The 5,027-nt window shown below is 75.6% G+C and carries 4 protein-coding genes and 1 pseudogene; all 5 read right to left on the bottom strand.

Annotated elements, in window-relative coordinates; all coding sequences use genetic code 11:
* Positions 1-1,000: FAD-dependent monooxygenase (locus tag AB0O00_RS29250; protein ID WP_363656810.1), on the bottom strand; the 1,000-nt coding region annotated here is incomplete at its 3' end.
* A 26-nt stretch (positions 1,001-1,026) separates the two neighbouring features.
* Positions 1,027-1,644 carry a TetR family transcriptional regulator gene (locus tag AB0O00_RS29245; protein ID WP_363656808.1) on the bottom strand — a complete coding sequence of 206 codons (618 nt, stop codon included), beginning with the start codon at positions 1,642-1,644 and terminating at the stop codon, positions 1,027-1,029.
* A 71-nt stretch (positions 1,645-1,715) separates the two neighbouring features.
* Positions 1,716-3,041: an aldehyde dehydrogenase family protein gene (locus tag AB0O00_RS29240; RefSeq protein WP_363656806.1), complete on the bottom strand. Its 1,326-nt coding sequence runs from the start codon at positions 3,039-3,041 to the stop codon at positions 1,716-1,718.
* A gap of 16 nt (positions 3,042-3,057) precedes the next feature.
* The gene (locus AB0O00_RS29235) at positions 3,058-4,785 is read right to left on the bottom strand and encodes an asparagine synthase C-terminal domain-containing protein (RefSeq protein ID WP_363656804.1); all 1,728 of its coding nucleotides are present in this window, start codon (positions 4,783-4,785) and stop codon (positions 3,058-3,060) included.
* A gap of 41 nt (positions 4,786-4,826) precedes the next feature.
* Positions 4,827-5,027, bottom strand: a pseudogene (locus AB0O00_RS29230) (hypothetical protein); the annotation flags it as partial.

Genomic DNA, 5,027 nt, shown 5'->3' with positions numbered 1-5,027 from the left:
GCTCCGCGGCGAGCTTCCAGCCGAGGTTGACGGCGTCCTGGAGGCCGAGGTTGAGGCCGGGCCCGCCGGTGGCGGCGTGCACGTGCGCCGCGTCGCCGACCAGCAGGACGCGGCCCTCGCGGTAGCGCTCGGCGAGGCGGGTGTTGTGGCCGGCCTGACGGCGCAGGACGTGCCCGCCCGGTGTCGGGGCCGGGGTGAGCGCGAGGTCCGCGCCGGTTACCCGGCGTATGCTCGCCCGCAGTTCGTCCAGGGTCATCGGCGCGGACTCGTCGACCGGATCGCCGCCCCATTCCAGGGTGACGACGAGGGTGGCGTCCGGGCCGATCGGGGCGATGATGAGCACTCCGTGCTCGGTGCGCGTGTGGGTGAACGGGCGGAAGGGCGTCGGACACCCCGGCAGCACGTACGCGCCCGCGTCGTCGACCCGGACGTCGTCCGGCAGCAGCACGTGCGCGATGCGGGAGACCGGATCGGGCGAGGTCACCCCCGGGAAGCCGATTCCGGCCAGCTTGCGGACGGTGCTGCGCCCGCCGTCGGCGCCGACCAGGTAGCGCGTGCGCATCCGCTCGACGCCGTCCGGCCCGTGGATCTCGACGGTGACCCCGTCGCCGTCCTGGCTGAAGCCGGTCACCTCGCGTCCGCGCCGGACGGTGACGCCCAACTCGCTTGCGCGGTCGGCGAGTACCGCCTCGATCCGGTGCTGGGGCACCATGAACGTGTGCAGCGGGTTCGCGTCGAGGCGGTGCAGCGGCAGCGGGAAGGCGCCGAAGACGAAGGCGGGCGCGGGCGCCGGCGCTCCGGGGGCGCCGCCGAGGCGCTCGTACAGACCGCGGTGATCGAGCAGGCGGACCACCTGGCCGACGAGCCCGTTGGCCTTCGGTGCGAGGGCGGGCTCGGGCAGGCGGTCCAGGACCACCGGCCGGATGCCGGCCAGAGCCAGTTCGCAGGCCAGCATCAGGCCGTTCGGGCCCGCGCCGGCGATCACTATGTCGGTCGTCATGCAATTCCCCCTGGGTGAAGGTCGGTTCACGTGGACGACGACGGATCGGGCAGTCCGGCGGCCACGAGGCCGAGTGCCTCCCGCAGCAACGGCCGCATCGGGACGGTCGGTTCGGCGAGGAGCCACTGGTCGGTGGCGGCCTTGAGCGCGGCCAGCGTGGCGGCGGCGACCAGCTTCGGATAGAGGTCCCGGACGGGATCGGTGCCGGTCCGGGTGGCCACGGCCGCCACGAGCGCGGCTTCCGACTCCACAGTGGCCCGCGCCAGTTCGCCCCGGAGCGTGGGCTCGTGCAGCAACAGCCGGACCCCGGCCGTCCACTGCGGCTCGGGTTGCTCCACCGCGTTTTCGAAGGGCAGCAGCACGGAGTGTGTGAGCGCTTCCCACAGCGGCTCGGTGGTCGGCCGTGCCCGCAGGCATCCGGCGATCCGGTGGATGCGGTCGCTGAGCCGGGACATGATCGCCTCGGCCTTGCTGGAGAAGTAGTTGTTGTACGTCCGCGGCGACACCCCGGCCGCGGACGCGATGTCCTCCACCCGGACGTTCTCCAGCCCGCGCTCCACCGCCAGCCGCAGCGCGGCGAAGCTGAGGGCGTCCCGCGTCGCGGCCTTCTTCTGTTCCCGCAACCCGGGCCCGTCCGTCGTCATGACGACAACCCTGCGGGAAAAGTGCGTGCCACGCAATAGTGCGCGGCACGCAACTTTTTCGGGACGGGTCCTCAGGCGCCGAGGCGGGCGGTGACCGTCTTCGGGCGCTGGTACTCCTGGAGGGCCAGGGCGCTGAGGTCGGTGCCGTGGCCGGAGGTGCCGCGGCCGCCGTGGGGGAGTTCGGCGCTCTGGGCGAGGTGGCAGTTGATCCAGGCCTCGCCGGCGTCCAGGCGGGCGGTGAGGTCGAGGGCGGTGGCGAGGTCGGTGGTCCAGACGCTCGCGGCGAGGGCCTGCGGGACGCCGTTGGCGAGGGCGAGGGCGGCCTCCGCGGTCGGGGCGTGCTGGACGGTGAGCAGCGGGCCGAACACCTCCTCGACGACGGCCGGGTCGTCGTCGGGCAGGTCGGCGAGCAGCCGGGCGGGGCGCCACAGCCCATCGGCGCGGCCGGGGGCGGCGGGGGAGCGCTTGGCGGCGGAGGCGGCGAGCAGGCGGTCGTAACGGGCGGCTTGGCCGGCGTTGTTGAGCGGCCCGAAGTCCCGTCCGGAGCGGCGTTCGGCGAGGGCGGCGGTGAGCTCGGTGATGGCGTGTTCGTAGTTCTCGTCGAGGGTGATCACCCGGGCGGGGGCGGCGCAGGACTGGCCGGCGTTGTACGTGCAGGCCTCGGCGAGCGCGCTCCAGGTGTGGGCGGGGGCGTCGGGCAGGACGAGCACCGGGCTGTTGCCGCCGAGTTCGAGGCTGACGCGGCGGTGTCCGGCGCGGGCGGCGACGGCGGAGCCGGCGGTGGCGCTGCCGGTGAAGGCGATCAGGTCGACGGCGTCCGCGACCAGCAGGCGCCCGGTCTCGCGGTCGCCGGGCAGCACGACGAGGACGCCCTCGCCGAGGGCCTGGGCCGCGTGCTCGGCGAGCAGCACGGCCGAGTCGGGGGTGGTCTCGGCGGGCTTGAGGACGACGGTGTTGCCGGCCGCGAGGGCCGGGGCACAGCGCCAGGCGGCCATCAGCAGCGGGTAGTTCCACGGGACGATCGCGGCGGCGACGCCGACCGGCTCCCAGCGCACCCAGCTCTCGTGGCCGGGCAGGTAGCGGCCTGCGGCGGGCGCGGTGGCGGCCCGGGCGGCGCCCGCCGCGAAGCGGAACAGGTCGGCGGACTGGCGCACCTCGCCGTCCGCCTCGGACTCGGGCTTGCCGGTGCCGGCCCGCTCCAGCGCCGCGTACTCGGCGACGTACGCCTCGACGAGGTCGGCGAGCGCGTCCAGCCGCCGTTCGCGCTCGCGCGGGGTGAGGGCGCGCCAGGCGGGCGCGGCGGCGCGGGCGGTGGCGACGGCGGCGGTGACCCGGTCGGCGCGGGCCGGGTCGAGGGTGCCGCGGACGGCGCCGGTGCGCGGGTCGATCAGGTCCATGGGAGAGCCTTCCTGGTCACAGGCCGTAGGCGCGGAGCCACAGTTCGAGCGTGAGGAGGAGCCAGAGCTTGCCGCCCTGGCGGGGCAGCAGGGTGCCCTCGCGGCGCATCCACGTGCGGACGGTGTCCGGCCTGAACAGGCCGCGCTCGCGGGCCCGCCGGCCGAGCAGGAGGTCGCCGGAGAGGTCGCGCAGCGGCCCGCGCAGCCACTGCTGGACGGGCACCCGCATGCCGCTCTTGGGGCGGTCGGTGACGGTCGCGGGCAGGAGGTCGCGGACGGCCTCCTTGAGCACCCACTTCTCGACCGTGCCGTGCAGCTTGAGCCGGGGCGGGGTGGCGAAGGCGTGGTCGATCACGTGCCGGTCGAAGAGCGGGGCGCGGCCCTGGACGCCCCGGGAGGCGGTGAGCCGCTCGACCTTGGTGAGGATGTGGTGGGCGCCCTTGGTCCGCAGGTTGCAGTGGAGCAGCTGGTTGAGCAGGGAGGTCATCGGGCCGGGCCGCAGGTAGGGCGCGACGAACCGGTGCGGCGCCGGCTCGCCCTCCAGCGCCCGCAGGGCGGCGGGGGTGAGCAGCCGGGGCAGGTCCTCGTAGCACTTGCGGTACGAGCGCAGGTAGGCCTCGGCGCGCGCCCCGGGGGAGGGATCGTCGCGGTGCATCTCGTGGACGAGCATCGGCAGGTTCTTGGGGCCGCCGAAGACGGGGTCGCCGCCCTCGCCGTTGAGCACGACTCGCAGGCCGTCGGCGGCGACCGCCTCGGCGAGCATGAGGTTGGGGACGGTCAGCGGGTCGCCGACCGGGCTGTCCAGCAGGGCAACGGTGTCCGCGAGCCGGGCGGCGACCTCGCTGCCGGAGACGGTGAGGACGCGGTGCGCCGTCCCGCAGTGCGCGGCGACGAGGCCGGAGTAGCCGAGTTCGTCGGGCAGGCCGGCGCCGAAGCCGATCGAGTACGTGTGGACGGGCCGGTCGTGCAGGCGGGCGGCGAGCGCGGTGACGAGGGAGCTGTCGACGCCGCCGGACAGCAGCACGGCCACGTCCTCCCCGGGCGGCAGCCGTCGCGCCGTGGCTTCTTCCAGCAGGGCGCGCAGCCGCCGGGCGTACGCCTCGGGCGGGCCGCCGGGATCGGTGACGTGCTCGGCGGGTTCCCAGTAGTGCTCCTCGCGGACGGTGCCGTCGGCGGCGAGCCGCAGGATCCGTCCGGGGAGCACCTCGTGGACGCCGCGCACCAGCGTCTCGTCGCCGGGCAGGTACGCGAAGGTGAGGAACGAACGGACGGCGGCCAGGTCGAGCCCGGCGCCGAGGGCCGGCCAGTGGCGCAGGGCGCGCAGCGAGGTGGCGGCGGCCCAGCAGCCGTCGGCGCGGGCGTAGAAGGCGGTGCGGGCGCCGGCGTGGTCGCGGATGAGGACGAGGTCGGGCCCGTCGGCGGCGAGGAGGACGAAGAGGCCGTCGGCCTGCCGGACGCCGTCCGCGCCGAGGCGCAGCCAGAGCCGGAGCAGCAGTTCGCCGTCGGGGCAGCCGGCGGGTGCGGGGGCGCCGGCGGCGGTGAGGGCGGCGAGCAGGGCGGGGCGGTTGTGCAGGGTGACCTCCCCGACGGCGGTGACGCCGTCGACGCCGAACGGGCCCTCGGCGAAGCCGGGTTCGGCGGGGAGCAGGGCGGCGGCGGTCTCCACCGGTGTGCCGGTCAGGGCGGCGAGGTGGGTGCGGGCGCGGCCCGGGTCGGGGCCGGTGCAGGCGCAGCAGCGGGGCATGGTGGTGAACGGCCTTTCGGAGAGCGGGAGTTCGTGGTGGGTCAGCCGAAGTCGTCGAAGCCGCCCGTGAAGTCGTCGCCGCCGTCGAAGTCCCCGTCGAAGTCCCCGGTGAACTCGGCGCCGCCGCCGTGGGAGCCGCTGTCGGAGTCGATGGCGTCGTACGAGCCGCCCGGACCGCCGTCGCCGCCGGAGGCCGCACGCTCGTGGGCCTGGCGGCGCAGCTCTTCCTCCTCGGCCTCGCT

The sequence above is a fragment of the Kitasatospora sp. NPDC093558 genome, from assembly GCF_040683475.1.
GTDB lineage: Bacteria > Actinomycetota > Actinomycetes > Streptomycetales > Streptomycetaceae > Kitasatospora.
Note: the sequence above shows the minus strand (reverse complement) of the source record. Positions and strands in the feature narration are given on the sequence as shown.

What these genes read in the sequence shown, in the direction of transcription:
- AB0O00_RS29245 (WP_363656808.1), bottom strand. Translation starts at nt 1,644, where the DNA reads ATGACGACGGACGGGCCCGGGTTGCGGGAACAGAAGAAGGCCGCGACG.
- AB0O00_RS29240 (WP_363656806.1), bottom strand. Translation starts at nt 3,041, where the DNA reads ATGGACCTGATCGACCCGCGCACCGGCGCCGTCCGCGGCACCCTCGAC.
- AB0O00_RS29235 (WP_363656804.1), bottom strand. Translation starts at nt 4,785, where the DNA reads ATGCCCCGCTGCTGCGCCTGCACCGGCCCCGACCCGGGCCGCGCCCGC.